The organism is Streptomyces sp. B5E4, assembly GCF_039871555.1.
In the GTDB taxonomy this organism is placed as follows: domain Bacteria; phylum Actinomycetota; class Actinomycetes; order Streptomycetales; family Streptomycetaceae; genus Streptomyces.
Window position 1 is genome coordinate 1 of record NZ_JBDPMI010000044.1, and the last position, 25,975, is coordinate 25,975.

General features: G+C 70.4%; 17 protein-coding genes, 1 pseudogene and 1 riboswitch. Of the genes and pseudogenes, 8 read left to right on the forward strand and 10 right to left on the reverse strand.

The genetic code is table 11. The features are described 5' to 3' along the window. Positions 1 to 178 precede the first annotated feature (178 nt). The 3 genes from ABGA99_RS33985 to ABGA99_RS33995 all read right to left on the reverse strand — a co-directional run bounded on the left by ABGA99_RS33985 (position 179) and on the right by ABGA99_RS33995 (position 3,605). Positions 179 to 838, reverse strand: a complete 660-nt coding sequence (locus tag ABGA99_RS33985; protein ID WP_347584139.1) for a sulfotransferase family protein — start codon at positions 836 to 838, stop codon at positions 179 to 181. Between the two features lie 106 nt (positions 839 to 944). Then, entirely contained in the window at positions 945 to 1,988 is a 1,044-nt protein-coding gene (locus ABGA99_RS33990) for a 3-oxoacyl-[acyl-carrier-protein] synthase III C-terminal domain-containing protein (RefSeq protein ID WP_347584140.1), read from the reverse strand. A 39-nt stretch (positions 1,989 to 2,027) separates the two neighbouring features. After that, positions 2,028 to 3,605 (reverse strand): arylsulfotransferase family protein, encoded by a 1,578-nt coding sequence (locus ABGA99_RS33995; protein ID WP_347584141.1) that lies wholly within the window; start codon positions 3,603 to 3,605, stop codon positions 2,028 to 2,030. 466 nt (positions 3,606 to 4,071) lie between these two features. Between ABGA99_RS33995 and ABGA99_RS34000 the strand changes: the two genes are divergently transcribed. The 8 genes from ABGA99_RS34000 (at position 4,072) to ABGA99_RS34035 (ending at position 13,250) form a co-directional block, all read left to right on the forward strand. Continuing rightward, a complete protein-coding gene (locus tag ABGA99_RS34000) occupies positions 4,072 to 5,847 on the forward strand; it encodes an ATP-binding protein (protein WP_347581734.1) in 1,776 nt (591 codons plus the stop codon). After that, complete coding sequence (locus ABGA99_RS34005) at positions 5,844 to 6,281, forward strand: roadblock/LC7 domain-containing protein (protein WP_347581735.1); 438 nt, start codon at positions 5,844 to 5,846, stop codon at positions 6,279 to 6,281. The genes ABGA99_RS34000 and ABGA99_RS34005 overlap by 4 nt, the downstream gene beginning before the upstream one ends. Next, on the forward strand, positions 6,278 to 6,646 hold the full coding sequence (locus tag ABGA99_RS34010; protein ID WP_347581736.1) for a DUF742 domain-containing protein: 369 nt from the start codon (positions 6,278 to 6,280) through the stop codon (positions 6,644 to 6,646). The genes ABGA99_RS34005 and ABGA99_RS34010 overlap by 4 nt, the downstream gene beginning before the upstream one ends. Beyond that, on the forward strand, positions 6,627 to 7,313 hold the full coding sequence (locus tag ABGA99_RS34015) for an ATP/GTP-binding protein (RefSeq protein ID WP_347584142.1): 687 nt from the start codon (positions 6,627 to 6,629) through the stop codon (positions 7,311 to 7,313). Before ABGA99_RS34010 ends, ABGA99_RS34015 begins: the two co-directional genes overlap by 20 nt. Beyond that, a complete protein-coding gene (locus ABGA99_RS34020) occupies positions 7,310 to 8,815 on the forward strand; it encodes a cytochrome P450 (RefSeq protein WP_347584143.1) in 1,506 nt (501 codons plus the stop codon). The genes ABGA99_RS34015 and ABGA99_RS34020 overlap by 4 nt, the downstream gene beginning before the upstream one ends. Beyond that, on the forward strand, positions 8,812 to 10,083 hold the full coding sequence (locus tag ABGA99_RS34025; protein ID WP_347581739.1) for a cytochrome P450: 1,272 nt from the start codon (positions 8,812 to 8,814) through the stop codon (positions 10,081 to 10,083). Before ABGA99_RS34020 ends, ABGA99_RS34025 begins: the two co-directional genes overlap by 4 nt. Positions 10,084 to 10,299: 216 nt before the next feature. Beyond that, on the forward strand, positions 10,300 to 11,718 hold the full coding sequence (locus ABGA99_RS34030; RefSeq protein WP_347584144.1) for a PP2C family protein-serine/threonine phosphatase: 1,419 nt from the start codon (positions 10,300 to 10,302) through the stop codon (positions 11,716 to 11,718). Between the two features lie 223 nt (positions 11,719 to 11,941). Continuing rightward, a riboswitch (cyclic di-AMP (ydaO/yuaA leader) is annotated at positions 11,942 to 12,117 on the forward strand. A gap of 11 nt (positions 12,118 to 12,128) precedes the next feature. After that, positions 12,129 to 13,250 (forward strand): M23 family metallopeptidase, encoded by a 1,122-nt coding sequence (locus ABGA99_RS34035; RefSeq protein ID WP_347584145.1) that lies wholly within the window; start codon positions 12,129 to 12,131, stop codon positions 13,248 to 13,250. A 203-nt stretch (positions 13,251 to 13,453) separates the two neighbouring features. Here the strand turns inward: ABGA99_RS34035 and ABGA99_RS34040 are convergent, their stop codons facing one another. The 7 genes and pseudogenes from ABGA99_RS34040 to ABGA99_RS34070 all read right to left on the reverse strand — a co-directional run bounded on the left by ABGA99_RS34040 (position 13,454) and on the right by ABGA99_RS34070 (position 25,427). Next, positions 13,454 to 13,819, reverse strand: a complete 366-nt coding sequence (locus ABGA99_RS34040; RefSeq protein WP_347581742.1) for a VOC family protein — start codon at positions 13,817 to 13,819, stop codon at positions 13,454 to 13,456. 52 nt (positions 13,820 to 13,871) lie between these two features. Further along, the gene (locus ABGA99_RS34045; protein WP_347584146.1) at positions 13,872 to 14,609 is read right to left on the reverse strand and encodes a hypothetical protein; all 738 of its coding nucleotides are present in this window, start codon (positions 14,607 to 14,609) and stop codon (positions 13,872 to 13,874) included. A gap of 421 nt (positions 14,610 to 15,030) precedes the next feature. Beyond that, a pseudogene (locus ABGA99_RS34050) lies at positions 15,031 to 15,220 on the reverse strand (DUF397 domain-containing protein). 44 nt (positions 15,221 to 15,264) lie between these two features. Then, positions 15,265 to 16,710: a PIN-like domain-containing protein gene (locus ABGA99_RS34055; RefSeq protein ID WP_347584147.1), complete on the reverse strand. Its 1,446-nt coding sequence runs from the start codon at positions 16,708 to 16,710 to the stop codon at positions 15,265 to 15,267. Positions 16,711 to 16,814: 104 nt separating this feature from the next. Beyond that, positions 16,815 to 22,394: a DEAD/DEAH box helicase gene (locus ABGA99_RS34060; protein WP_347584148.1), complete on the reverse strand. Its 5,580-nt coding sequence runs from the start codon at positions 22,392 to 22,394 to the stop codon at positions 16,815 to 16,817. Further along, on the reverse strand, positions 22,387 to 23,334 hold the full coding sequence (locus tag ABGA99_RS34065; RefSeq protein WP_347584149.1) for a hypothetical protein: 948 nt from the start codon (positions 23,332 to 23,334) through the stop codon (positions 22,387 to 22,389). The genes ABGA99_RS34060 and ABGA99_RS34065 overlap by 8 nt, the downstream gene beginning before the upstream one ends. Beyond that, entirely contained in the window at positions 23,334 to 25,427 is a 2,094-nt protein-coding gene (locus ABGA99_RS34070) for a hypothetical protein (RefSeq protein ID WP_347584150.1), read from the reverse strand. Before ABGA99_RS34070 ends, ABGA99_RS34065 begins: the two co-directional genes overlap by 1 nt. Positions 25,428 to 25,975 lie beyond the last annotated feature (548 nt).

Genomic DNA, 25,975 nt, shown 5'->3' on the forward strand with positions numbered 1-25,975 from the left:
CGCGCGAGGTACCCGATGCCCCCCGCCGTGGCCCGGCCGCCCACCCCGACACCGCCCCGCCGCGCCCCCCACGACAAGGCCCGGGGGCCGTTTCGCCCCCGGGCCGCTGCCCTGCTCCTGCGGGTCGCGTCGTGGTGATCGGAGGAGTATCACCCCCGTCGCGTCCCGCCATCCCGTCTCACCCCGCGGTGGCTTCCCCGCTCGCCGCCGCGCTGCGTTCCCTCACTTCGTCCACGAACCTCCCCCGCTCGTTGCTCCTCGGGAACGGCCCATCCGGCACCGGCACTCCCAGGAACTCGCACAGCGGCTCCCAGCCCTCACTCACCCGGAACACCAGCAGCCGGTCCGGGTCTATCTCCTCCCGTATCGCCGCCTCGTGCTCCGCGAAGACCTTCAGAGCGTGCTCCTTCTCCGTGAACCGCCCGTCGAACACGCCGTCCCAGATCACCTCCATCGACATGTCCCGCAGCCGCACGAATCCCTCGCCCACGTCCGCCGGGGGCGGGGCCACCGCCGTGGCGTAGATGCTGCTCGCCGCGCTCGCGTACCAGCTCTCCGGGTCCCGTACCGTCAGCACCACCTTCGCTTCGGGGAACGCCCCCGCTATCTCCCGCCAGAAGCGGGCCCCCGGCCAGTCCACCGTCGAGCCGTACTTCTCGTACACCTGGCGCCAGTCCACGGGCTCACCGCGGGACGCCGCCTCCCACAGGGGTATCTGCTCGACGTCCTCGAAGAGGCCCAGCATGTGGTGGCACGGGCCGAAGCCCAGCCGTTCCAGCGCCGTCTTGAGCGACAGCGTTCCCGTACGGCCCACTCCCGCGCCTATGACTTCCAGCATCACCTTCTCCTTCCGACTTCCGGCTTCCGGCTTCCGGCTTCCGACTTCCGGCTTTTCCCTTCCGGCTCCGGTCCTCGCTTTTCGGCTTCCGGCTCCTTACGCGTCCCTACGTACCGCGCAGCAGCAGCGCCCAGACCGTCGCACCCGGCCCGCACGCCAGCACCACCCCGTGCTCTCCCGCCGCCAGCGGCCGCGTCGTCTGCAGCCGCCGCAGCACCGCCAGCACCGCCGGGGCCGCGGTGTTGCCGTACTCGCGCATCACCTCCCGTGCCGTGGCCATCGACTGCTCCGGCAGCCCCAGTGCCTCGTCGACGCGGTCGAGGATGCGCCGGCCGCCCGGGTGGACGGCCCACCACGCGACGTCGGACCAGCGGACCCGGTGCCGGGCGAGCAGGGCCCGCGCGGGTATCGCGACGGAGCCCGCGACGACGTCCGGCATGGACGGCTTGAGCCTGATGCGCAGGCCGTTGTCGCCCATGTGGACCTGGAGGTCGTCCGCGTGGGCCGGCGCGGTGAGTTGCTCGGCGTCGACGATCTCGGCGCCGCCCGGCTCACCCGCCTCGGGCGGCAGCAGCACCACTGCCGCCGCGCCGTCGCCGAACAGCGTGAGGACGACGGCCTGTTCCTTGTCGTACGGGGGCGGCTGCACATGCGGTGAGAAGAGGTCGACCGCGAGCAGCACCGCCGGGCGCCGCTTGGCCGCGACCCAGTGCGCGCACGCGGACATCGTCGGCACCGCCGCGTAGCAGCCCATCGGGCCGAGGGACAGCGTCTCGACGTCGGGGCGCAGCCCGAGTTCGGCGGCGAGGGCGTCGAGGCCGGGGGTGGAGTGGGTCGTGGTGGTGACGGTGGCGAACAGCCCTACGTCGTCGGGGCGCAGGCCGGCCTCGGCGAGTGCCGCGGTGACGGTGGTGCGGCCGAGGCGGCGGGCTTCGGCGAGGCTGCGGTCCATCCGCCGTCGCGTGGTCCAGCGGCGGGGGTCTTCCAGCAGGGCGTTGACGGCCATGCCCTTGGTGGTGATCGCCGAGTTCCGGATGACCTGGGCGACCGTGTCGCCTCCGGGGTCTGCGGCGACGAGGTTGGCGAACTCCTCCATCTTGACCAGCGGTGGGGTCCGGAACGTGACGGCCACGATCCGCGCTTGGGACATCGTGTTCTCCTGACTCTGCGAGGCGTCGGCAGCCTTCTGTCAGTGCCGGCCGGGCCGGGCGGCCTCTGCGGTCTCTGCGGTCTCGACGGCCTCGACCGGCGAGGACCCGATGACCCTGCCGCGCGCGTCGAGGGCCTGGACCTGCACGTAGTCGATGTCCCGTGCGTCGGGCGGCAGTCGCACCTCCGTATCGAGTCCCTTCCACTCCGCGCGCGCCACGGGCCGCAGCGCCGACTCCTTCTCGCCGCCCAGTACGCGCCAGTCCTCGACCTCCGTGGCGCCGTTCCACACGGCGCCGACCGCGGTGACCGTGTCGTTCACCTCGGCGTCGGGGGCGGTGTCGGGCGTGCTCTTCCAGGGGGCGCGATAGCCCCTGTAACTACTGATGTCCTTCGGCAGCGCGCCGTCGAAGACGAGCCGGCCCGAGGGCGAGAACTCGGAGATACGGCCCGAGGGCGAGCCCCAGCTCACGAAGGTGTTGCCGTTGGGCAGCGCCTGACTGCTGCCCTCCACTCCGGTCGTCAGCCGGTCCGGGTGGACCTGCTGGCGTACGAGCTCCGCGGTCATCCGCCGCTCGTCGATGCGCAGCCACGCGACCCGCGACTCGTAGCCGGGGCTGCCCATGTTCTGGTTGTCGAAGACGCGGTACGTGTCCTCGCCGGCCGGCTCGATGTTGTGCTGGCCGATGGTGCGGGCGCCGGCGCCGAGGCGGAAGTCGCTGCGCTTGCCGCCGAGTCGCCAGACGACCTCGCCGGTCTCGCGGTCGACCTTGTAGATGGTGCTGGTCTCGCGGCCGGAGAGGAGGAGATCGCCGTCGTGGTCGAGACCGACGGCGTTGAGGTGCATGTACGGGAACGGGGTGGTGGCGCCGGGGTCGGCGCGGCGGTCGGAGTCGGTGATCGGGATGTGGTCGAGGCTGTGCCAGTCCATGACCTTCTCGCCGGTGGCGATGTCGATCTCCTGCACGACGTAGTCGAGGACGTGACCGTCTTTGGGCCCGCCGACGGGGGTGAGGTCGTACGGCTCGTCGCGGTAGCTGAGGATCAGGGCCGTGCCGTCGGGGGTGAGGCGGAACTCGTGGAAGTCGGTGCGCTCGCCGGCGTCGGGGGTGGTGACGGTGGCGATGACGTCGTAGTTCTCGTCGGCGATGTACCCGGTGCCGGAGCCCGTGCCGGTGGGGGAGCTTTCGCCTTCCCACCAGGTGAGCACCTTCTCGCCCCGGTACTCCTGCACCTGGAAGTCGGCGGCGACGAAGCCCTGGGGGATCAGGTGGTACCAGACCGGGCGGCCGCGGTCGTCGACGATCTGGGGCCCGCGGGGCGTCTCGTGGCGGCCCTGGGGGGTGAGGAAGAGGAGGCCGGGGGCCAGGCCCTGGCCGCGCTTGAGCACGTCGAGCCTGGGCGGGGCCTCGCCGTCGACGGCGGCGGCCTGGTCGGCGGCGGAGCCGGGAGCGGCAGAGCCGCCGGCGGCTGAGCCGGAGCCGGTAGCGGCCGTGCCGGAGTCGGCGGCATGCTCCACCGCGGCGGCGCCGGTCGCCGGGGCCGCCGCGGTGAGTGCGGCGACCGTGACTCCGCAGAGCACGAAGGTTGCGTACGTACGCGGTAAACGGGTGGTCATCCGTAGGTCTCCCGTCAGGTGGAGGGTCCGGAGCGCTGAGCGGCCTGCGTACGGCAATGTGGTGGCGCCGCGTGGCTGCTTGATCAGCGATCTTGCTCAAACGTTGTAACAAGCGCGCGGTTACAGCGTGGTGACGCCGCAAAGGCTTGCTGACCAGGGCCGTTGAGCAGTTGGACGCCGTTGCCGCAGAGGGCGTACGGGCGATCTTGGGCGTCCTACGTTCTAGTCGACCGGCGGTGACAGGGCCGTCACGATCGACGCGGCGGGACCTTCGGAAGCCACCTGACTCCGCCCGACCGGGGCGGACATCTCTTGTCACAGGTGTGCTGCAAACGGTCCTCTGAGTGTGCTGGTGTGGTGAGGGATCTCCCTATAGTGTCGGCGACTTGAGCACCTGCGAGCACGTTGCTCAACCCGGCGCACACACCCGACCTGGGACAGGCCACCTGCCCGGAGGAGCCCGTCGATGACCGCGCACCAGGATGCAGCCCCGCCCCGGGCCTCGCGTTCCCGACTCCCCGCACCACTGTCGGCCCTGTTCGTCAGCGTGCCCGCGACCGCCGTCGCGGTACTGGCCGCGGCCGTCGTGGGACCCGAAGACCACACCAGGCACATCGTCTACGCCGGTGGCGCCGCCGCCGTCCTGCTGTGCATGGCCATCGCCGCCGCGGCCGGCTACCGCGCCAAGGCCGCCCGCGCCGACGAGCGCGCCGCCACCGCCGCCGGAGCCGCCGCCGTCTTCGCCGACCGCGTCGTGCCCGAGGTGCTGCGGAAGATCGCCGCCGGGGCGCCCGTCGACGAAGCGCTCGCCGCCGCCCCGCAGTTGGACAACCAGGCGTACCGGCGCGCCGTCCAGCAGGTCGCCGAGGAAGCGCGGCGCAGCGAGAACCGCCGGGCCGCCGCCATGGCCTCCTGCGCCAACGCCGCCGGCCGGATGCAGGCGATCACCACGAGCATGCTCGCCGACCTGCGCGAGATGGAACACCGCCACGGCGACGCCGACGTCCTCGGCGACCTCCTCCACCTCGACCACCGCACCGCGCAGGCCGGCCGCGTCGCCGACAGCATCGCGGTGCTGAGCGGCGCCCGCTCGGGCCGCCGCTGGGCGAAGCCGATCGCGATGGAGTCCATCCTGCGCGGCGCCATGGGCCGCATCGCCGGCTACCAGCGGGTGCGGCTGCGCGCCGTCTCCGAAGTGGCGGTCGCCGGACACGCCGCCGAAGGCGTCATGCACGCCCTCGCCGAACTCCTCGACAACGCCTGCAACTTCTCGCCCCCCACCACCGAGGTGCACGTCTACGTCTCGGAGGTGCCCGCCGGCGCCGTCGTCACCATCGAGGACAGCGGGCTGATGATGAGCGAGGCCGCGCAGCGCCGCGCGGAACGCGCCGTCTCGGGCACCGCCACCGACCTGTCCACCCTCACCGGCACCCGCCTCGGCCTGCCCGTCGTCGGGCACCTGGCGCAGAAGCACGGGCTGACCGTCTCGTTCCGGCCCTCCGCCATCGGCGGTACGGGCGTGGTGCTGATGATCCCGCAGGACCTGATCTCCCGCGCCCGGCCCGCCGAGCCCGTACGGACACCGGCCCTGCCGATGCCCACGGAGGACACCGGCAGCACGCCGCTCCCGCTGCCGCGACAGCGGGACGTGGCGGCCGGCGAGGACGCGGACGAGCAGGCGGGCGACGGCGGGCACGACCCGTTCGCACTGGCCGCGCTGCCGCGGCGGCGCCGCGGGCGCACAATGGCGGGCGCACACCCGGGCGGGGTGCCCGACGGCGGCGCGCCGGGTGACGCTACGGGCACGGGCACGGGCGTCGCCGGTACGGGTACCGGCGCCCCGGGTGCCGCCGGTGACGACACCGGGTCGCAGCGCAGGCGCGAACCCGCCGGCTCCGCCGCCCGGTTCGGCGCCTTCCGGCGCGCGGTGACCGGCCAGGAGCGCAGCGCCGACGACGCGGGCACGACGGGCGGCGCCCTGGTCGCCGCCGTCAACGGCCGCAAGCGCGACACCGGCCGGGCAGACGGCGTACGGAACGAAGGCGACGCACGGGCCGAAGACGGTGCACGGACCGACGACGGCGTACGGACCGAAGGCCCCGCACCCGACGAGCCCGCCGCATCCGCACCGCAAGAGCAACCCGCGGAACGCGAGGAACCCGCGGCGCCCGCCGGCGGCCCCGACTCCTCCGCCGCACCCCCTGCACGCAATGCCGCTTCATCTTCGGAGGACGACCGATGACCCAATCTCCCGCCGAGGCCACCGGGCTGACCTGGCTGCTGGAGGGGTTGCTGGAGCGCACGCCCGGCGCCAGGCACGCCCTCGTCCTCTCCCGCGACGGACTCAAGCTCTGCCACACGCCCGAGCTTTCCGAGGACCGCGCCGACCAGCTCGCCGCCATCTCGGCCGGCATCCAGAGCCTGTCGCACGGCGCCTCCGTCGAGTTCGGCGACGGCAGCGGCGGCGTACGGCAGTCGATGACCGAGTTCTACGGCGGCATCCTCTTCATCGCCGAGGCCGGCTCCGGCAGCCACGTCGCCGTGATCGCCACCGAGACGGCGGACCCCGGGCTCGTCGGGCACAACATGCTGGAGCTGGTCGAGCAGCTCGGCGAGCACCTCAGCGCGCCGCCCCGCGGGCCCGTGCCCGCGGCCGAGGGGGTCGCGGCGGAATGACCCGCCCCGGCCGGGACGACGACCCGGACCGGCTGTACACCCTGACAGGAGGGCGCAGCCGGCCCGCCAGCGACGAGTTCGACCTCGTCACCCTGGTGGTCGCCGAGGACGAGCCGACGCCGGGCATGCAGTCGGAGCACGCCGCGATCCTGCGCATCTGCCGCACCCCGACCGCCGTGGTGGAACTCTCCGCCGACCTCGGACTGCCCGTCGGCATCACCAAGATCCTGCTGTCCGACCTGCTGGCCGCCGGCCGGATCACCGCGCGCCATCCGCGGTACGCGCCCCCGCGCACGCCGGGCGGCGTCCGGTTCGCCGATCCCGAGACTCTGGAGAAGGTGCTCGTTGGACTCCGCCACCTCTGATGCCCGCGCGACCCCCACGCCGCCGGGCCGCGCGGCCGAGCGCGCCCCCCTGGCCCGTACGGCCGACAACGGGCTGAAGATCGTCGTCGTCGGCGGCTTCGGCGTCGGCAAGACCACCATGGTCCGCTCCGTCAGCGACATCCGGCCGCTGAACACCGAGGAGACGATGACCCTGGCCGGCCGCGGCATCGACGACCGCAGCGCCGTGCCCGGCAAGACCGCCACGACGGTCGCCTTCGACTTCGGACGGATCAGCCTCGACGAGCGCACCGTGCTCTACCTCTTCGGGGCACCGGGACAGGAACGCTTCTGGTTCCTGTGGGACCGGCTGTTCTCCGGGACGCTCGGCGCGATCGTCCTCGTCGACCACCGCAGGCTCGCCGACTCCTGGTACGCCATCGACCGGCTGGAGCACCACGGCACGCCGTTCATCGTCGCCCGCAACGACTTCGGCGGCCCGCCGTACACCAGCGCCGAAGTGCGCGAAGCGCTCGACCTCGACCCGCACGTCCCGCTGGTCGACTGCGACGCGCGATCCCGCGAGTCCAGCAAGGGCGTGCTGATCGCCCTGGTCGAGCACCTGCAGCGCCTCGCCGCCAGCGCGACCGCCGGCGCCCCGGCCACCGCCGCAGCCACCGTTCCCACCGCACCGGAGACCGCGACATGACCCCGACTCCCGAGGACCAGGCCGCACATGAGGGGAGCAGCAGCCCGTCGGCACCGCGTACGGGCGCGCTGGACGAGGCCCTGGCGCCGGGTGCGCCGGGTGCGCCGTCGGCCGGGCCGGGTGCGCCGGGTGCCGCGCCGGGTGAGCCGGCCGGCGGGCCCGCGCCCGCCGACGCCGACGCGCCCCTCGGCGCGAACGCGCCCCCCGGTGCCGACACACCCCCCGCCGGCTGCCCCGCGCACGCCGGCGCCGCCGGGGCCGTACCCCTCAGCGGTCCCCGCTTCCACACCGACCCCCGCGACCTCTACCGCGAGATGCGCCGCGACCACGGCCCCGTCGTCCCCGTCGAACTCCCCGGCGACATCCCCGCCTGGCTCGTCATCGGCTACCGCGAACTGCACCAGGTCACCTCCGACCCCGACCTCTTCGCGCGCGATCGCGGCCTGTGGAACCAGTGGGAGAAGATCCCGCCCGACTGGCCGCTGCTGCCGATGGTCGGCCAGGTCATGCCGTCCATCCACTTCACCGCCTCCGCCGCCGACCACCGCAGGCACGCCGTCATGGTCGGCGCCGCGCTGGAGAGCGTCGACCCCTTCGACCTGCGCCGGCACTGCGAGCAACTCGCCGACCGGCTCATCGACTCCTTCTGCTCCCGCGGCAGCGCCGAACTCGTCGGCGACTACGCCGTCCCCCTGCCCGTGCTCGTCCTCGCCCGGCTCATCGGCTTCCCCGACGCCCAGGGACGGCAGCTCGCCCAGGTCCTCAACGAACTGGCGGACGGCGGCCCCGGGGCGCTCAAGGCGTACGAGACGTTCGTCGAGCACATGACGCGACTGGTCGCCGAGAAGCGGCTCGCGCCCGGCCAGGACGTCGCCTCGCGGATGCTCGCCGACCCCATGCACTTCACCGACGAAGAGGTCATGCTCGACCTCAAGGACACCACCGCCGCCGGCTTCCTGCCCACCGCCGACTGGATCGGCAACTCCGTCCGCCTCATGCTCACCGACGACCGCTTCGCCGCCGCCCTCGGCGGCGGGCGGCACAGCGTCGGCCAGGCGATGAACGAGGTGCTGTGGGAGGACACCCCGACGCAGATCCTCGTCGGCCGCTGGGCCGCCCGCGACACCCAGCTCGGCGGCTGCCCCGTCGGCGCGGGCGACCTGCTGCTCCTCGGCCTCGCCGCCGCCAACGACGACCCGCAGATCCAGCAGGCCCTGGGCGGCCCCGGCGGCGGATACGGGAGCGCCGGCGTACCCGCGCAGGCGGGCAACAGCGCCCACTTCGCCTTCAGCTACGGCGACTTCCGCTGCCCCTTCCCGGCCCAGGAGATCGCAGAGATCATCGCCCGGACGGGCCTTGAGGTACTCCTCGACCGGCTGCCCGACCTGGACCTGTCCGTGCCGGCCCGGACGCTGGTGCGGCGGCCGTCCGCGTTCCTGCGCGGCATGACCGCCCTGCCGGTCACCTTCACCCCCGTACGCGCTGCAGGAGGCCGTCCGTGAACTGCCCGCATGCCGCCGGCTCCGCCGCCGCCCCGACCGGCTCCGGGGCCCTCCCCGGGCCGCTGGCCATCGACCCTCTCGTACGCGACCTCGCGGGCGAGACCGCGCAGTTGTGCGCCGCCCCGCCGCTCACCCGGATCGAACTGCTCGGCGCGCCCGCGTGGACCGTCACGCGGCACGCCGAGGCGCGGCAACTGCTCACCGACGCCCGGCTCGTCAAGGACATCGGCGCCTGGCGGCTGTGGCAGACGGGCGAGGTCACGGCGGAGTGGCCGCTGATCGGGATGGTCAACCCGGGCCGGTCGCTGTTCACGGTCGACGGCGCCGAGCACCGGCGGCTGCGCGCCAAGACGGCGCAGGCCATCACGCCGCGGCGGCTCGACGCGCTGCGGCCGGTGGTCGAGCGGGTGACGGCCGAGCTGCTGGACTCCCTGGAGTCCGCGGCGGCCGAGGGCGACGGGGTGGTCGACCTCAAGGAGGTCTTCGCGCAGCCGCTGCCGATGCGGGTGGTGTGCGCGCTCATGGGCGTCCCGGAATCGGAGATACCGCGGCAGATGCGGCTGTGGAAAGCCTTCTTCTCCATGCTCACGCCGCAGGACGAACGGCTCGCGGTGATGGCGGAACTCGACCGCGTGTTCACCGACATGGTGCGGGAGAAGACCGCGGCCCCCGCCGACGACCTCACGAGCGCGCTGATCCTCGCCGACGAGGGAGGTGAGCCGCTGACCGAGGAAGAGGTCGTCGGCAACCTGAAGTCGATGATCGCCGCCGGGCACGAGACCACGATCACGCTCCTGCTCACCACCGTGCGCGGGCTGCTGACCGATCCCGGTCAACTCGGCATGATCCGCGAGGGCAAGGTGACGTGGGAGACGGCCATCGAGGAGGCGCTGCGGTACGACCCGCCCGTGACCCATCTGCTGATGCGGTTCGCGACGGAGGACATCGAGATCGCCGGCACGGTGATCGAGAAGGGCGAGGGCGTCGTCATCTCGTACCGCGCGATCGGGCGCGACGCCGGGCACCACGGGGCGGACGCGGACGCCTTCGACGTGGGGCGGCCGACGCCGATCCGGCACATGACCTTCGGGCACGGGCCGCACATCTGCCCCGGCGCGGCGCTGTCGCGGCTGGAGGCGGCGGTGGCGCTGCCGGCGCTCTTCGCCCGGTTCCCGGAGCTGCGGGCGGCGGTGCCGCTGGGGGAGCTGCGGAACCTGCCGGTGATGACGCAGAACGACCTGGAGTCCTTCCCGGTACGGCTCGCCTGACGACGCCCGCCGGGGCGCGCGGAACCGGCGCGCGCCGGTTCCGGCCGGCGGTGTGCCCGCTCGGCTGTACCCTCTGGCTGCGGTCCGCCGGCTCGCGTCTCCTGCGACTGTCTGCCCGCGACCCTCGCTGTAAGGCTGCTTGTCACCCGCCTGGCCCCCCGCGGTCGCCGGCCCTCCCAGGGCACGAAACCCTGAGGGACGACGGTGAGGGTCCGCGTGTCGGCCGCAGGGAGGACAGCGCAGGAACGGCAGCGCAAGAGAGAGCAGGTGCAGCCGGTGCGGGAGGACGGCACGCAGGGCGCGGAACGGGACGCGGGCGGGCGCGGCGGACAGGACGGCGGTGAGCCGGATCACGAGGGCCACGGCCCGTACCGGGAAGGGCGCGGCCCGTACCGGGAAGGGCGCGGCCCGTACCGGGAAGGGCGCGGCCACTATGGCAACGGGCGCGCCTACCGCGCGGGCAGCGGCGCGCTGGACACGTCGGGCCGGCTCCGCCGCTCCGAGGTGACCGGCGGGGGCGAGGGGCACGTCCAGTGGGCGCTGCGGTGGCTGCCCGCCGGGCTGATCGTCGCTGGGACGCTGTTCTTCTGGTTCACGCCGCAGGGGCTCAGGTCGTCGCCGGTCTTCGAAACCACCCCGCTGCTCGCCGCCGCGCTGCTGACCCTGCGCGGCACTGTGGCGGTCGCCGTCTCCACCCTTGTCGTGTATGTCGCACTTGAGGTCCTCAACGGCACCGCCACGGCCCCCGGTGCGATCACCCAGATGGTGTCGCAGGCCGTGCTCGGTGGCCTGGCGATCGGCATCAACGTCCTCATCCAGCGCAACTACCGCCGGCTGACGTCCTCCCGCCACGTCGCCGTCGCCGCGCAGCGCGCCGTGCTGCCGAACCCGCCGGACGGCTTCGGCACCCTGCGGGTCGCCGCCCGCTACCAGGCCGCCGACGCCGACGCCCGTATCGGCGGCGACCTCTACGCCGTGCAGGAGGGCCCGTACGGCGTGCGCTGCATCATCGGCGACGTACGCGGCAAGGGGCTGGAGGCGGTGGAGTCCGTGGCCGTCGTCATCGGCGCCTTCCGGGAGGCGGCCGAGGAGGAGGCGGGGCTCGCCGGGGTGGCGCGGCGGCTGGAACGCGCGCTGCAGCGCCAGGAGACGGGGCGCAGCGGCCTCGACCGGGTGGAGGGGTTCACGACCGCGGTGCTGGCGGAGGTCGACCGCGAGGGCGGCGCGCTACGGCTGCTGAACCGCGGCCATCCGGCGCCCGTGCTGCTGGGGCCGGACGGCGCGGCGCGCACGCTGCACCCGCACGAGCACGCGCTGCCGCTGGGCATGGGCGAGCTGGGCACGTGGCCGGACGAACTGCTGGAAGTGGCGTTCCCGCCGGGAACGGCCCTCGTCCTGTTCACGGACGGCGTGACCGAGGCGCGGAACAAGGCGGGCGTCTTCTACGACCCGCTGACGCGGCTGGACGGCCTGGTCTTCGACGGACCGCACGAACTGCTGGACAGCCTCCTGGACGACGTGACCCGCTATACGGGCGGAATGGTCGCGGACGACATGGCGCTGTTCGCCCTCGCCCGCTCTCGTACACCGTTCGGAGAGCCGTCGGACCCGCCCTCGCCCCTTCACGCTCCGTAGTGGAATAGCGCCCCTCCGCATAACAACTGATGCACGATCAGCTAACGACCGGACCTCACCGCGCGTAATCAGCCCGTCAACTTGTCCGTTTCCGCTGGTACATGCCCGGATCGTCCGCGGTGAAGCACAACTGAATAACGGGAACGACTTGGAATCGAACGCCGTCGTCCGCTAGCGTGCGGTAACGCAGCGCGGTCGTCACTGCCGTCGTAAGAGGCGGCACCGTGCGCCGTCGCCGAATCCCGCACGCGTCACAACTGCAGCAACGGCAACACCTAGGGAACCGGGGAACCACCACCTTGGGGTGAATCGGGCCAACCTCCGCCAGGAGGCGGCCCGTAGGAGACCTTCCTGCTCCGAACCCGTCAGCTAACCCGGTAGGCGAGAAGGAAGGAAAGGAGTACGCCTTCGTGGCGTCCTACAGGTCTGGGCCTGGCTACGGCCATGGCTATGACGATTACGGCTACGACGGCAATGCGTCCGGCGGCTACGCCCCCGAGGGGTATGCGCCGACCGGTTACGCCGCCGAAGAGCCGGTCGACGAAGTCCTCCCCGAGGACGACCTTCCCTCTCGCGGCCGTCGGCGCCTCCCCCGGCAGCGCGGCGGCAGCATGGCGCGCAGCGGCGCCGTACTCGGCGTCGGCGTCTTCGCCGCCGTCGGCGCGGGCAGCATCGCCACCGCGCAGGAGAAGCCGCCGGTCGCGATATCCATGCCCGACCAGGTCGACACCGTTGCGAACCGGATAAGCGCCCAACTTCCGGACGCGGAGAGCCTGCCGGGCGTCGGCGACCTGATACCGAGCGAGGAAGAGCCCGCCTCCGACACGGTCGTCACCACGGCGCCGCTCACCCAGGTCAGCTACGCCGGCGACACCGACACCGCGACCCAGCCCGCCGACTCCGGCGAGGCCCTGCGGGCGCGCATCCTGCAGCAGGCGGAGCAGCAGCAGGCGGAGGCCGACGCCTCTGCCCGCGCGGCCGCCCAGGCCGAGGCCGCCCAGCAGGCGGCCGACGAGGCCGCCGAGGCGAAGGCGCAGGAAGAGGAGCGCCAGCGCCAACTGGAGGAGGAGCGCCGCCGCAAGGCGGAGGAGGAGGCCCGCCGCAAGGCGGAGGAGGAGCGCCTCGCCAAGCTCGCCGCCAGCTACGTCGCCCCGGTCGCCAACTACACGCTCACCTCGACGTTCGGCGAGTCCGGCGACATGTGGGCCGCGGGCCACACGGGCCAGGACTTCGCCGCCTCCACCGGCACGCCGGTCAAGGCCGTGCACGGCGGCACGATCACCGAGGCCGGCTGGGCCGGCTCGTACGGCTACCGCATCGTCCTCACGCTGGAGGACGGCACCGAGGTCTGGTACTGCCATCTGTCCTCCATCATCCAGTCCTCGGGTGAGGTCACGACCGGAGACGTCATCGGGCGCGTAGGCGCCACGGGCAACGTCACCGGCCCGCACCTGCACCTGGAGGTACGACCCGGCGGGGGGGACGCAGTGGACCCCCTCGCCTGGCTGCGCAACAACGGCGCCCCGGTCTGACCGACGCGGCGGGCACGGTGCCCCGGCTTTCTCGGCCGGGACGGGCGCCCGCCGCACGGACCGCAAGCCCCCATAACCCCTTTCCCACGTCTCCGGCGTGCCCGTACGCACCTTCCCCCGTGGCGTCCGTGCGCGCACCGAGACCGCCGGCGGCCCTGGTGGCCGACCCCCCGACACCAGGGCCGTCGGCTTTTTCCCGGGGCCTACTCCCCGGGCCCGCAGAGACAGAACGGATGCCCGGCGGGATCGGCGAACACCGGGCAACTGCCACCCGCTTCGGAGAGCCGCGTGGCCCCGAGCCGCAGCGCCAGCTCGCCCGCGGCGGTCGAGTCGTCGACGCCGAAGCAGAGGTGCATCTGCTGGGGATAGGTGCGGTCGAAGTCGGGCCAGAGCGGCGGCCGGTAGCCGGCGACTTCCTCGAATGCCAGCCGTGGAAAGCTGTCTTCGTCCTTGGCGATCACCATCCAGTCGTCACGAATGACCCGCATGCCGAGCAACTGCGTATAGAAGTCGGCAAGCTCGCGGGCGTCGGCGCAGTCGAGCACGATGTTCCTGACATGGGCGTCCATGGCGGCCACCCTGCCACGCACCACGGACATCGCCGGGAAACCCTGCGGCGCCTCACGCAGCCGCGGTGGCAGAAGCGGCGTCGGAGGCGCCGGCGCTGGCGGCGGCACCGGCACGAGCAGCCGCACCGGCAACTGCGTGGGCAGCCGCGGTGGCAGCCGCAGCAGCGCCGGCGGCACCACGCGGGTCCCCGGCGGCGAGCTCGCCCAGGGCGGCGCGGATCGTGTGGAGCATCCGCTGGGGCCGCTCGAAGACGTCGGCCGCGGTGAACCGCAGCATGCGCCGGACCTCGGGACAGCGCCCCAGGTCGTTGAAGCGCTCGACGTCGGCCAGATGAGCGGCCCGGCTGCCGTGGAAGGCGTAGCCCTCGATCTCCACGACGAGCCCGGCCACCGGGAAGAAGAAGTCCACTCGTATCCGCCGGCCGTTGGACGCGGTGAACGGCACTTGGCTGAGCGGCCGTAGCCCCGCGTCGTACATCCGCAGCCGCGCGACCGTCTCCGCGGGCGACTCGGAGCGCGGATCGACGAGCGCCAGCCGCTGCCGCGCCGCGACGACCCCCCGCCGCTGCCCGATACCGGCAACGGCCTCGGAAACCGCGTGCAGATCGATCACCTGCTCCCGCCACCGCCGCGGCCATCCCCCAGCGGCCCCCAACGGCCGCCGGGTCAACGCCGACTCCACGGCCACCAGCGCCGCATCCCGCTCCGCCGTACGCAGCAGGTCGACCAAAGTCCGCGCGGCGTCGGTCACCCGCAGCCCGGCAACGGTGACGATCTCCTCGTCACTCACCGCGGTCCGATGCAACACGCACCCCTCGGGCGCCCGTCCCCGCCCCCGCACGTGCGTGAACTCGGGCCGCACCCCGAGCACTTCGACCCCGAGCAGATGAGCCGCCGCACTGTGGCTCACGACCAACTCCGCCCGCCCGGCCTGCGCCACCCGCAACCGCAGCCGCAGATCATCAACCCGCCCCGGCTCCACCCAAACCCCGGCCCGAACCTTCCGCCACCCCTCCTTCCGCAACCGCCGCACCAACACCCCGGACGACCATCCGGCCGCCAAAGCCTCGGCACAAACCAACACGCCACCATTGCCCGCCGCCAACGCACCCAGCGACCCAAGTTCCCCCGTCATGCCCCCACCCTCTCCCGGATCCCCACCCTCCGCTTCCCCCTGTGGATAACTCCGGCTCCAGAGAGCTTCGGGCAGGTCAGAAGCGCTCGGCGAACTCCCCGGCCCGAACCCCCGCAACGAAGGCCCGCCACCCCGCGGCAGAGAACGCGAGAGCAGGCCCATCGGGATCCTTGCTGTCCCGCACAGGAACAACGCCGGAGGCGGCAACCGCCGGCGCGCCCACTCGACACAGCCGCCGCCATCACCGTTCCTATAGCGGACTTGATCCAGCGGATCGTGCCCAGTGGGAGCGCCTCCTTCACGAGGGGTGTCAGCTTCGGGAGCGCCTATTGCTTTCTGCTTGTTGCGCCGCCAGTCGGCGCAAGACAGCGCGGTCAGCCTGCGGGATGGAGTCCAACAGGTCCATGAACCATGGTGCGATCCACGATGAGTTCCGGTGGAGCCACTCACCTGGCGGGAGGGCAGTGCCGGGTACCCAGTTCTGGGAAGGCGGCTCGCTGCTTCGCGTGGCCGTCGCAATAACTACAGACGGCTCCGTTTCTCCTACAGACCGCCGCCCGAGCTGAGCAGTCACCCCGATCAGCCACCACTGGAACAACCGACGGGACGGCGACGCTGACTCGAGAGCCACACGCACGGTCGAGGAGACGAGTCCCACCGAATTGAATGCATCAAGCGCCAGCCCGTCCGGCGGTTCCAGGTGAGCTGCTGTTTCCTCCGTTACCAGCAGCGGTGTGTCCGGGACCTTCTCCTCAAATGACTCTGACACCCGCTCGATCTCCGCGTACGTATCCGCAGCGAGCTCGGCGTCCAGGAACTCTCTGACGCCGCCGAAGAAGTGCGGTGGCGTCTCGACCCTCAAGTCCGCCTGTGCCCTCCGTCTCAGCTCGTCGACAAGACTGGGCCACGGACGGGAGCTGCTTGGGCCGGAGCCCTGCTCGTACCAGTCCTCCTTCTTGTCGTTTGATACAAACAGCACACGGCGGCTGCCGGCCGGGAGCTTGCGGGCATGCTCGACCAGTTCTTCCCAGAGGAGGAAGTCGCCAGCGGACTTGAGCGGCGTGTCCTTGCCAGAGTCAGAGAATCCGGGAGGGATCTTGTTCGGGAACCGGAAGGCGGTGGCCTCCTCTAGACGTCCGCGCACGACGCTGTCCTCCGGCTGCTGACCGATGCCATCTCCGTAGAGTTTCGCGATGTGCACAAGGATAGGGTCTTCCGCATCAGCGGAACTTAGTGCTAATCCGTGGTCTGCTTTGAGCATGTCCAGGTGGCGTTTGAACTCGTGCCGGTACACGTCGAGGTGGGCATCAACGTCTGAACCCGCGACGAGTGCATCGAGCCCTGCTATCTCCTGCTGAGCCCTGGCATACTTGTCGAGCTGGGCGCACACGACGTTCTTGGCGTCGACGATCGCTTTGCGCGCTGCCATGAGCTTCTTGTTGACTTCTGAGGCGGCATCGGAGAGGGCCCTCTTGCGAGACTCCAGAGTGCTGCGGCGGCCGCGGACGAACTCAAGACCGACCTGGTAGGGCATCCACAGCCGTCCAGCAGTGTGCTCAAGCGCCGACAGCACCTCTTTCCTGGAGGTCTCGGTGTACTCATACAGGCTCAGCAGGACGTTTGTGTCCAGCACGATGATGCCGTCGTTGAAGAAGGAACTTCGCTCCGCGTCCTCATCCAACGGACCGGGCTGGAGCCAGGCTGCGAACCGTTGCAGCAGTACCGGATCTCCCATCTTCCCCTCCGTTTCGATCACCGCTCCCTGGCCGGTCATCTTGGCGCGAGCATCTGAATTCCTCGGAGGTCCGCGTCTGCAGCGGCCGTGCCGCCCCTTGGGCCCGGGCGCAAGGGGCGGTCCCGCTACACCTCGTCAAAGTCGACGAGCATGGTTGACACACGGGCGGGGGCTTTGTCGAGGAGAAAGTCATCGACGAACACCACGTCCGGAACTCCTCGGCTGTCGGCCGCGGTGGCGTTGCGCACCGAGCTGATGCGAGGGGAGGACAGAGCGGCGTCGGCAGCCTCGAATGGGCCCTTGGGAGCGACCCAAATCCGCTCCTTGATGAGGACCGCGGGACCGGTGCCGCCCAGGTCGTCTACGAATTTCGCCTCACCGGGCGGGAAGTCGGACGCCCAGTTCCGCAGCAGTCCTGCTGCCTGGTGGCCATGCTTGCTGCTTTCGGGGCCTGCCCCTTGGAGGATGGCCAGGAGCTCGCCGGCCAGCCGCCAGTCTAGGAGGCTGTGATACGACATATTCGTGTAGTCGCGCAGGCACTGGTAGCACGAGCCGCGGCAGGTGCGGCCGTGTGCACCGTCGGCGAAGCCGGCCAGCATCTTCTTGGCAGTCGCCATGAGCTGCTCGAAGATCTCCCGTTCCGCGAGGTGTGTGCAGTAGCCAGCACCGTTGTCCAAGGTGTCTGAGAGGAAGGCGAAGGTGCGCGCCTTGCTGCTGCCTGAGCCTGCGCCGTGGATGCCGGAAGCGATCTCGTTGGGCTGCACCTGAAGGAGCGAGCCCGCGGCCGTGCGCAGGAGGGCCGCCAGCGAGTACCAGGCCGCGCGCCTGCCGGAGCGGTCGTCGGGGAAGCCGGTGCTCTGTGGCACGGAATTGAGGTTGAGGCGCAGACCGAGCGTAGGGATCTCGCTTGCTTGGGGTCCGAGCAGGAACAGGTCCGTGCGCTGGGCGGCGCCGATGGCGGTGGTGAGCGGTTCCTCGTCGGCGGCGATGTCCTTGGCGAGCCATGGGAACAGATCGGCGACCCCTGCCTCCAGATAGGCGCCAGACCAGCGTGTCGTCGGGCTCACTCTCGAGAAGTGGAACAGGCGGCCGCCGTTGTCGTTGACCGCGTACCGCTTGCCCTTTCCGGCGTGTACCACCATGCCAGGAATCTCGATCTTCAGCGGTGCCCCGTGTTCAAGGTCTGCGGCGGTGCGGGGGGCGAGCGACCTGGCCCTCCAGGCGAAGTTACCGTCGAAGTCGCGAGCCTTACCCGCGGCGTAGAAGCCGGCCGGTTCGCGCAGTTCGATCTCGCGGTAGGAGCCATCGGTTGTCCCGCAGGCGCGGCAAGGGCGCGGCGGGCCATCCTCCTGCTCCGGCAGCGCCTGCACGTCCTCTGCAAGGTGCCCGCAGGCACGGCAGATGCCGATGAGGACGGGCTGCCCCAGCGGTTCCGGCACGGCTCGGGGGACTCGCCCGGTCGGCTCGAACGCGACAGCACCGGCGGCCGTGTGGACCTGTCCGTCTTTGACGGTCTCGGCGCCGGGAGCGAATTGAGAGATCGCGATGTCCAGAGACCGGTCGACTACCCCGCTCGGCGGCCAGGGATAGGAGTCGGAGGGGCGCTTCGTATAAAGGTAGCGGGCTGAGGTGGGGAATCCGAACATCGGCAGCAGGCCTGACTCCGCGAGTCGCTGGCTAAGTTCGTGGTGACCGCGAGGCTCGTGGGCAATCTGGGTGACGCGCTTGGTGAGTTCCTGGCCCACCCAAAGCGCCGCCTTCGCCGGAGGCCAGGCGCTGCGGGTGCGGTCGGCGAGGGCTTCGGCTAGATGGCGGATCTCGGCGTCGTGCGACTTGATCCATACACTGATCTTTTCGCTCACGGCGGGCCAGTCCGCAGTGTGGCCAAACTGGCCGTGGACGTTGCGGGTCGGGTCGGCCTCCATGTCATCCCCTGCCGCGCGCCGCACTGCCTCGAAGGCCCTGCGGAGCACTTCGGCACCGAGGACCCGCTGGAAGATGTCCTTCATATCGGTGGACAGGTAAGGCGGCGGGGTCGCATCGTTGGTGATGCGCTGGGGGTCTTGAAAATAGTGCTCGTCGTGGCTGCGGCCGCGGCACACGGTGAGCGCGAGCGCGACCGGCGAGGTGCGCCGTCCTGCCCGACCGACCCGCTGCTGGTAGTTGAACCGCGTCGGCGGCATATTCGCCATCAGGACAGCGGACAGCGGGCCGATGTCGACTCCGGCTTCCATCGTGGTGGTGACGGAGAGAACATCAAGGCTGTCGGGAAGCGTGTGCTCCTTGCCGTCGAGGAAGATGCCTTGGAATCGGGCTTGGCGGGCCTGGGCATCCAGGCGGTCGGTCTGGCCGGTGAGTTCGGCCGTGTTGAGGCGGAACTTACCGAACCGCCTCCGCGCCATCCAGGCGTAATAGTCGGCGTCTGTGCCCTCGAAAGGCTCGGGCGTCGCAGGGAGAGGTTGCCGGCACTTTGTGCACACCCCGACGCCGGGGTGGAGGTGCCGTCGGCGGCAGACGGGACAGGTCCAGGACACCGCTCGGCCGTGGCGCAAGGCGACGTGCTCGGGTTGGATGACGAAGCTCTTGACTGCATCTCCCCAGATCTGCCCTACGGTCTCGCGGAGGTCGTCTGGGTCCTGCCCGAGGTGGTCCGCTGCGCTGGCCCAGAAGTCCCGCAGCTTCTTCGGCGGTTCGTCGGCCGGGCTGCGCAGTCCTGCGAAACGACGCATGTGACCGAGGACTCGCAAGCTGGCCCGGGCCAGTGCGGCATCGGAGGCCCGCTCGGCTTCGAGCGGCGCCTGGTCGGTGGCGAGGGTGAGCCAGCCCAGGCCCAGGGACTCGAAGTCACGTCCGACGCTGCCGAACAGCCCGTTGAGCAACTCGCCAGTGAGGGATTCACGGATGTCCTGGCGCAACTGCTCTTGCCGTTCGCTCAGGACCAGGCTGGATTCGTCACGTACTTTGCCGCCGGGGAGCTCGGGCCACTGATACAGAGAGGTCCAGGACTGCGGCTGGGAGCCCTTCTGGTAGCTGGTCTGCTGCAGGGATGCCTTCGGGCCGCCGGGATTGATGCCGCACTGGAGCAGCCGTTCGGCGACGGCGGAGCCGTGGCTGTCGAGGCTGGGCACCCGGCTGAGGCGGCCGTAGAGCGCGGCCTCTTCTGCCGGGTCGGGGAGGTCGTCGTCGAGATCGTCGAGACTTTCGGATGCCTTCTGGAGCTTCACCCAGGCGTCGTAACTCTCCGGATCGCGGATGCGCAGCCGGTCGCGGGCGGCTTTGGCCGTCTCCTTATCGACGGGGTTGTCGGGGGACTTGCGGTAGAAGCCCGAAACGGCTGCCAGGTCGGCGACTGGATCCCCCTGGCCGTCGACCTCCTCGGCGAGCAGCAGGCGTAGGAGATCCTGGTAGTGGCGAAGCCCCAGGCCAGCGGACAGCTTCGCTGCATCCTGGCGGCTGTCGGAGAAGACCACGGCCTGCCTGTTCTGCAGGTGGGAGAGGATCCCGGTGGTCAGCACCTGGTTGACCTTTTCGAAACCAGTGCGCATGGACCTGACCGGCGTACGCATCCGGCGCGGGTCGGCCAGGCTGAAATGCTCGGTCCCAACCTGCCTGACTTCCCAGTTGTCGGCGCAATTGGGGCACTGGGTCGGTGGGGCGGGGAGGTCCTCTGCTCTGAGCCGGGGCCGCCCCTTCTTGCGCTGCGGCAGACCCGTGTGGAAGGACCAGCCGGTGTGGTCACGCTGGTTGCGGAGGATGCCGGTGCGCGGGTCGTACTGGCTGCGCTTGAACTCGAAGTGAGCGCTCAGCGCGCCCTTGTCCGAGGTGGAGCTCCACTGCAGCTTCTCCACCGCCGGCTTGTCCTTGCGTGGCCAGTAGACGATGTAGTTGGCCGCGCTCGGCCCCATAGCAGCGGCGTCAGGCAGGGAGTCCAGGTCGGGCAGGTCCGCGAGCAGGCCGGCTTCGAAGTGCCCCTTGGCCGCGTTGCGAAAGGCGGATGCTGGTGCATACCCGCCGAGGAATGCATCTCCGCAGGTCTGGCAGTAGAGAAGTTCCAGTACGCGAGCGTCGCAACTGCATCGCGGCGTGGGGCGCGAGTACAGTTTACCGATTGTCCTCTCCACGCCTTCCCGGCGCGGGGCGTCGGGGCATCGGGGGTCTGAGCAGGCCCAGACGCCGGGGATGTTGCGGAAGAAGAGATGTCCGCGCAGCTTGGGTGTCCGGGAATCGGCTGAGCGACGCAGTGCGATGAGGACTCCGCGCAATGCCCTTTCCTGCCCGGCGCCGTCGGCTGCCGGGAAGATGCGGGCGGCGACAGCGTCGTCAAAATCGGCGATAAGCTGGTCACCATCCCGCAGGGCGTTGACCAACGCGTCACCGGCGCCAGTATCTGCCAGTAGCTGGTCCGCTTGGGCGGGCCCGGTGTCCGGGGCCAGGGCGGCGTAGGCGTCGGCGTGCCCGGAGATGTCAGTGCGAGTGTGCGTCGGCAGCACAAGCTTCCCGCCGAGGACCACGAACCGGTTGCGGTCGACGCCGAAGAACTCCTGTAGGAAGTCCAGGTCACGCGGGGCTTCGAGGGACGCGGAGGCGGCCAGGATGCGGAACTTGTCCGGCCTGTGGTCAAGGCCGAGGCGGTGGCGCAGGTTGCGCAGAAGATAGGCGATCTCCGTGCCTGCGGTGCCCCGGTACATGTGGAGCTCGTCGACGACCAGGGTGAAGCGGGCGTCGTGCACCTCCTCCAGCCAGCGGCGCGTCTTGTCGAAGATCCGCGACTCGCGCGAGCGCATCAGCATGACGTTGAGCATGCTGTAGTTTGTGATCATGATGTCAGGCGGGGCCTGGATCATGTCCCAGCGGCAGCGCATTTCGGCGCCGTCCAGCCGGGGGATGAAGTATCGGCCGTTGCCGGGGGCGTTCTGTGCCTGGCGGGCGCGCTCCTCCGTAGCAGCGAACTCCCTGCGTAACGTCTTGACGCCGGCTGCCGAGCCGACCTCGCCGGGGACGGGGGTTGCTCCTGTGTAGCGGCCGAAGTAGAAGTGGTGGCCGGGCCGCGACCGGGCAAGCCACGCCCTGGTGTCGTCGCTGTCCAGGGCCGTGCGGAGACGCATCATCTGGTCATCGACGAGCGCGTTCATGGGATAGAGGATGAGGCCGCGTACCGCTGCGTGTCGGCCTGTCTCGCCTGCCCGCTGGGGCTGGTAACTGCCGTCGGGTGACGCCCACCAGCGGTTCGACGGCAGCGAGTCGACCGGCCAGTCGGCAGATTCGCGGACGAGGTCAGCCAGGATGGGCAGCATGAACGACTCTGTCTTGCCCGAGCCCGTACCGGCCGTGACGACGACATCGCGTCCGTCCCGCGAAGCGGCGACCAGCGTCCGGTGCTGGTGCTCATACAGGGAGGGGACGTCCTGCAACAGTCCGAGCTCCACCAGCTCCGCGAGGTCGGGGTGGGCTCCTGCTGCCCTCACGGATTCCGCGATGCCTGCGTCCATCTGAACGTAGCGCGGGCGGACCTCGAGCAGGGGACGCCGCCAGGCTCCGCCGTTCACGTCGAACAGATCCTGGCGCTCGCGTTCGAGGTGCTCATCAGCGAGTCCGAACGGCGTGTTGTAGTAGCGGAAGAGCGCATCCTTCATGTGCTCGAACGAACCGAGGATATCTACGTCGCGATCGGAGTAACCGGGCAGTTGGGAAGGGGTGTCACTCATCGTTCTCCCTCAGGTGCTGTCCGAGCGATTGGGCGATCCTGACAGCAATGGCGTAGGGCACGTTGTCGTAGGCGAGGTTTTCGGCCTGGGCATTGATGCGGGGCGCGAGGCCGCAGCACATCACTGCCACGCGCCGGTGCAAGTCGGGCAAGGGATATCCCCAGTCGACGAACAGGGTCCCGAACCTCTGGCGCCCTGAGTCCTTCTCCGGCCGCCAGCGCAGCACGTCGGCAGCCCGGCTCCGGGTCTCCAGCACACGGTAGATGCCCTGCTCGTGGCTAGTCTCATACCATTCGCCGTCGCGCAGGACCTGGCATACGCGCTTGCCGTCGCGCCGCTTGAGCCGGTACAGACCCTCGCCCTGTGGCCGCGGGACAAGCCGGTATTCGCCGCGCGCGAAGTCGTAGTGTTCCAGCGGCCTGCCGAACTCCGGCGCAGACGTCGGCGCTCCGGGGCTCAAGGGTGGCAGCAGCGAAGCACCTTGCAGAGCGAAGCACGGTGTGTACGAGACGCCGAGCTCGACCGCCCAGCTCGCGATCCCTGCTTCGTCGTCGAACTGGACGATGAGGGACGGGGGCAAGGGGATGTCCGTGGGCGGGCGGGCGCTGGACACCCGGAACAGCTCCAGCAAGCCATTCTCCATCGCCCGCGCTACGTCTGCGTCGAACGCGGCTGTCCGGCTCCCGGTGAGTACCGCCAGCCCTCGCGCCTGCGGCAGGCGGGTCAGGACTGGAGGGGCCGCGCACCAGCGCCCGTTGCGCCAGTCGATGTCGATGTAGGCGAGGGAGACGGCGTCACGCAGCCAGCGGCCCGGGGCTCCCGGTTCGATGTCCGGGCAGTACTTCACTGCGAACCACCACATGCCCCGCTTGACGTCAGACAGTGTCCCGGCGCCCTGCTCGCTCAGCCAGCGCAGCAGTAAGCCTCCTGTATCGGCCATCAAGCTCCCTGCCTTCCGCTGATCGCTTCGGCTGCCGCTACATAGTCGAGCCAGACGCGATTCTGCAGACGCTGGGCGGAGCTGAGGATGGCGTACGCCCAGGCGTAGTCCTCGGGCGTCGGCGTGGGAGCCGCGATGTCAGCTTCTGCTGCCAGCGCCCTGACCGACCAGCGAGTCGCCGTGCGGTAGACCAGCCAGACGTAGCCGTCCGGCACCTCGACCTCGAGGCAGGGGCCAAGGGCTGCGGCCGGCAGACGGGAAGCCATCCAGGCCGGGATCTGCTGCTGTTTGGCCCTGCGCACACCCCCGTGGGGATCGAGCAGCACGGCTTCCAGAACGCTTGCGCGCAGCAGCTCGGTCCGCGGAAGACTGATGCTGCTTGCAGCTTCAGCCCCGCGGATGGCGGCCTTGGAGCCCTCAACGTCGCTGGGCCCGGGTTGGGCGGCACCGTCGCCGAGGTACCCCAGCGTCCCGGTCCCCGGAGGCAGGCCCTCGTGAAGTCCGTCGTGCATCGTGAAGACCTGGCTGCTATCGGCCGTACCGACACAGTGCTCTCCCTCATCGAGGGGGATCAGGCAGAGCGGAAAGGGCACTCGGGGATCAGCGCGAAGTTTCTCGGTGCGGCCGTCGAGGACGACTTCCACACGGCCGTCCGGAGAGTCGCTGGCCGGCAGCATGAGATCGGGAGCACCACCTCGGAGGAAATGGCCGACCACTCCGGCACCTGCCCGGTACTCAGGGGCGATACGCAGCCCACCAGACAACGCGGCATGATTCCGGATCTGGGGCTCGAGGACGTGCGCGTGGTCTCCTCCCCGATCGAGAGCGCGTGTGAAGGCCAGCCCGTTGACGGCGCGCACACCCTTGAACAGCTTCCACCCCGGCACCGGTGCCGGAGCCTCGCGGACTGTACGGCCGCTGAGGACATCGACCATGGAGCGCACTGCGCGGACAGCAGAGTCGGCTGCCAGAATCAGGTGCTGCTCGCCGGGCTCAAAATACTCAGTACTCACCCACTCCCCTAGGTGCGGGTGCAGCCGCAACAGCACCACTTCCTGTGGTGCCCACTCAAGAACCAGCTCTTCCCCCTGAAGGCGCAGTCCGTGTCCCAGTTGCTGCCAGGAGGGGTGTAACGACTCTAGCCCCTCGTAGACGTCCCCATAGCCCTTGTGCAGCGTGAACGAACGGCCGCCTAGCACTGCGACGCGCGCCTCGTCGATCCCGTCGCATGCTTCGGCGAGCCATTCGAGACGCCTGCCGCGGTTCGCAACTACGAGCCTCAGTCCGATGGCACGGCGCCGGTGCTCGCGCTGCGGCTCGTGAAGGGTGCCGTCCCAGTCATCGGCGAGCCGTTTGACGAGGCCCGTGATCAGGGTGTCGCCCGTATCCGGGGCACTGACGAGCTCCTCCATGAGCCGGGGCGACAGGCGCCTGTCTCGCCCTGCTGTCCATACACGCAGGCGCCGCAGCAACTCGCGGCCGGAAACCCCATGGGGGTTGTGCGTCCGTAAGCGGGTAGCGGCAAAGAACCGAGTGAGGATCTGCCGGTCTGAGCCGCGTACTAGCGCCTGCGAGATCGGGTAGCCGATCTTCCAGTAGAACTCATCAGTGCTGACAGTGCTCGCACCGTAGAGGCCGCCCGTCTCATCAAGCCAGGTACCGAGTTCCTCCCACATCACTGCCACGTCCCGAAACGCTTGCTCTAGCTTGTGCGCCCGAGGGCTGGAGGATTGCTCGCCGAACAGCTGGATCCACCGCCCGTAGAAGTTGGACTTGAGCATGCCATCCGTGGAGGCCATACAGGTAGCCGCCAGCACGGACAGGGCGAGCACCGGCAGGCTCGGCGGAGGGCCTCCACGTCCGTGCTGCTCCCAGATTGCGCACTCGTGCTGGACGCGGCTGAACAGTGGTTTTTCCGTGTCGCTCCAGTTGAGTTCACCGGCGACAGCCTGGGCAAGGTCCGTTCCTATGCGCTGGGCCAGCTCCTGTTCGACTTCAGCGTCGACGTACAGGACGGTGCTCCGTAGCGCATTGCCCGCACCGAAGAACTCTGCCGAGAGCACCTCATGCCACTGCTTGTACTCAGACCTCATCTAACCTTTCCAGCTCCACCGCCGCAGCCGCATGCTCGTCTACCAGCTGCGAAGACATGCCCCGCGTCCCAGGCACTATCGCTTGCCCCGCTGCGTTCGGGCGACCCTGCCATCAGACCAGTCCAGCCAACGCTACCCATGGGGATCCTCACGCGATAGGCATATGCGTATCTTTGTGGCCGTTGGAACTTACGGGCGTGTGGCCGCTCATCCTCGTCGACGGGCGCTTGAGAGTCGGCGACCTTTCTCGCATCGGAACGGTGCTCCGTGCCGCTCAGGATCACGGAGCATCGAAGTTGCAGGTTCCCCCTACCGCTCAATGCCTGTGTCTGGTCGAACGAGTGTCCATTTCGGTTGATCGCGGCAGGAGTGGCGGCCGAAGGCAGGGCGGGCCAGGTTGGCCACCTATCCGGCCAGCGCCTTGTCCAATACGTGCCGCGGCGACTCACGTTCGGGCCCCGATTCCTCGTCGACGAAGCACGTGCTGCTGGGGGCCGATGGCCCGGGCGGCCCGCCTGGCGGATCTGCCGGGCCAAGGGCTAGTGGCG

What these genes read in the sequence shown, in the direction of transcription:
- ABGA99_RS34000 (WP_347581734.1), top strand. Translation starts at nt 4,072, where the DNA reads ATGACCGCGCACCAGGATGCAGCCCCGCCCCGGGCCTCGCGTTCCCGA.
- ABGA99_RS34070 (WP_347584150.1), bottom strand. Translation starts at nt 25,427, where the DNA reads ATGAGGTCTGAGTACAAGCAGTGGCATGAGGTGCTCTCGGCAGAGTTC.
- ABGA99_RS33990 (WP_347584140.1), bottom strand. Translation starts at nt 1,988, where the DNA reads ATGTCCCAAGCGCGGATCGTGGCCGTCACGTTCCGGACCCCACCGCTG.
- ABGA99_RS34065 (WP_347584149.1), bottom strand. Translation starts at nt 23,334, where the DNA reads ATGGCCGATACAGGAGGCTTACTGCTGCGCTGGCTGAGCGAGCAGGGC.
- ABGA99_RS33995 (WP_347584141.1), bottom strand. Translation starts at nt 3,605, where the DNA reads ATGACCACCCGTTTACCGCGTACGTACGCAACCTTCGTGCTCTGCGGA.
- ABGA99_RS34020 (WP_347584143.1), top strand. Translation starts at nt 7,310, where the DNA reads ATGACCCCGACTCCCGAGGACCAGGCCGCACATGAGGGGAGCAGCAGC.
- ABGA99_RS34060 (WP_347584148.1), bottom strand. Translation starts at nt 22,394, where the DNA reads ATGAGTGACACCCCTTCCCAACTGCCCGGTTACTCCGATCGCGACGTA.
- ABGA99_RS33985 (WP_347584139.1), bottom strand. Translation starts at nt 838, where the DNA reads ATGCTGGAAGTCATAGGCGCGGGAGTGGGCCGTACGGGAACGCTGTCG.
- ABGA99_RS34040 (WP_347581742.1), bottom strand. Translation starts at nt 13,819, where the DNA reads ATGGACGCCCATGTCAGGAACATCGTGCTCGACTGCGCCGACGCCCGC.
- ABGA99_RS34010 (WP_347581736.1), top strand. Translation starts at nt 6,278, where the DNA reads ATGACCCGCCCCGGCCGGGACGACGACCCGGACCGGCTGTACACCCTG.
- ABGA99_RS34005 (WP_347581735.1), top strand. Translation starts at nt 5,844, where the DNA reads ATGACCCAATCTCCCGCCGAGGCCACCGGGCTGACCTGGCTGCTGGAG.